Raw genomic sequence first — 1,962 nt, 5'->3', positions numbered from 1 at the left:
CTCTGGACAAAAACTGTCAGGCCAGAAAATGAGACGCTTTCCGACAAGACCCATCCAACAGGCTTGGCTGGCTACGATAAAGGTTGGGCCTGGCTTTGCCCTTGAAGAACGTTGCAGCTCATGGCGTGGGTGAGAAGCTCTCCCTAGGAGCAGCCGGAAATGCCAGTGAGCCCGGTCTGGCAGACAGCCCTGAGCGGTGATGATTTGGTGTGGAGGATGGCTATGCGCATTGCTCAGATTGCCCCTTTGCATGAGAGTGTGCCCCCCAAGCTCTACGGCGGCACCGAGCGAGTTGTGTCTTGGCTCACCGAAGAGCTGGTGCGGCGGGGGCATGAGGTGACGTTGTTCGCCAGCGGCGACTCCCAAACCCAAGCGCGTCTAATCCCCTTTCGGGAGCGGGCTTTGCGTTTGGATCCCACGGCTATCGACACGGTGGCTCCTCATATTTTGATGGTGGAGAAAGCCTTTCAGATGGCCGACGAGTTTGACATTATCCACGGCCACATCGACTACTATCCCTATGCCCTGGCCCGTCGCCACCCGCAGGTTTCTTTTTTGGCCACCCTACACGGGCGACTGGACATTCCGGAGCTGCAGCCCCTCTACACCGAGTTTCAGGACATTCCGGTGGTCTCCATCTCCAATGCCCAGCGGCTGCCTTTGCCCCAGGCCCGCTGGGTGGGGACGGTCTACCACGGCTTGCCCCTGGATCTCTACCGTTTCTATCCAGAAAAGGGGGACTACCTGGCCTTTTTGGGCCGGGTCTCCCCGGAAAAAGGGCTGGACACGGCTATTGAAATTGCGGCGCGGGCAGGGATGCCGCTGAAGGCTGCTATCAAGATCGATGCGGTGGATCGCCAGTACTACGAGTTAGAAATTAAGCCTTTGGCCAGTCGCCACCCCAATGTGGAGATCATAGGGGAAATCACCGACCAAGAGAAAAGCGAGTTTTTGGGCAAGGCCTATGCGGTGCTGTTTCCCATCCGCTGGCCGGAGCCCTTTGGGCTGGTGATGATTGAAGCGATGGCCTGTGGCACGCCGGTAATTGCCACCCGTTTTGGCTCAGTACCCGAGGTAATGGCCGACAGGCGCTCCGGCTTTATTGTCGACTCGGTGGAGGAAGCAGTGGAGGCTGTGGAGAAGGTGGGATCCCTGAGCCGAGCCGGGGTGCGGCAGGTGTTTGAGGAGCGGTTCAGCGTGGAAAGAATGGTGTCGGACTACGAGGCTCTCTACCGCCAACTGGTGAACGAGCGGCAGGAGATGTCGCGAAGAAGGCAGCTTAATAAGGCTTAGATGGGCCAAGTAGCAGCTAGGGCTGCTGGGCTGCATCGGGGGGCCCCTGCTTCTTCGCCTTCTTTGAGTGGACCGATAGCAGTAAGCTGTTCGCGTAGGAGACCGGCTGGATAGGGATCGAGAAGACCGAGATGGCAGAAGACATCATCCAAATTCAAGATCAGTACTACATCCGGGCCAGCGCCTCTTGGGTGGAGGCACGCTCTCATGTTCTCAAGCATGACAACTGCTTTGCCATCTTTGACCGGCGAGGGAACATGCGCCCCCTTGGCATCCGGGATCATGGCCTCTTCCGGGACGACACCCGCTTTTTGTCCCGCTGGGTGTTGGACTTGCAGGGAAAGCAGTTCCTGCTGCTCAGCTCAGAGGTGCGGGAAGACAAAGATATTTTGGCGGTGGATCTGACCAACCCGGAGTTCACCACCTCAGAGGGGCAGTTTATCGGTCAAGATACTCTGCATGTTTTACGGACTACTTTTTTGTGGAACAACGTTGCCTACGAGCGCATTCGCATTCACAACTACGGCTCGGAGCCGTTTCGCGTGCCGATTACCCTGCGCTTTGAGGCAGACTTTGCCGATATTTTTGAGATCCGGGGCATCCGACGGGCCCAGCGGGGTCAAGTGCTGCCGGCCCAGGTGACCCCCGAGAGGGTGGTTCTTCGCTACC

The 1,962-nt window shown here is 58.0% G+C and carries 2 protein-coding genes; both read left to right on the top strand.

Annotated features, from left to right (window positions below; genetic code table 11):
• The first annotated feature begins 159 nt into the window (after positions 1 to 159).
• Complete coding sequence (locus NW856_RS00040) at positions 160 to 1,293, top strand: glycosyltransferase family 4 protein (protein WP_414398410.1); 1,134 nt, start codon at positions 160 to 162, stop codon at positions 1,291 to 1,293.
• 131 nt (positions 1,294 to 1,424) lie between these two features.
• The coding region (locus tag NW856_RS00035) for a glycogen debranching N-terminal domain-containing protein (RefSeq protein ID WP_414398408.1) at positions 1,425 to 1,962 on the top strand (538 nt) is incomplete at its 3' end.

This window comes from Synechococcus sp. R3-13 (genome assembly GCF_047462195.1).
In the GTDB taxonomy this organism is placed as follows: domain Bacteria; phylum Cyanobacteriota; class Cyanobacteriia; order Thermostichales; family Thermostichaceae; genus Thermostichus.
Note: the sequence above shows the minus strand (reverse complement) of the source record. Positions and strands in the feature narration are given on the sequence as shown.

What these genes read in the sequence shown, in the direction of transcription:
- NW856_RS00040 (WP_414398410.1), top strand. Translation starts at nt 160, where the DNA reads ATGCCAGTGAGCCCGGTCTGGCAGACAGCCCTGAGCGGTGATGATTTG.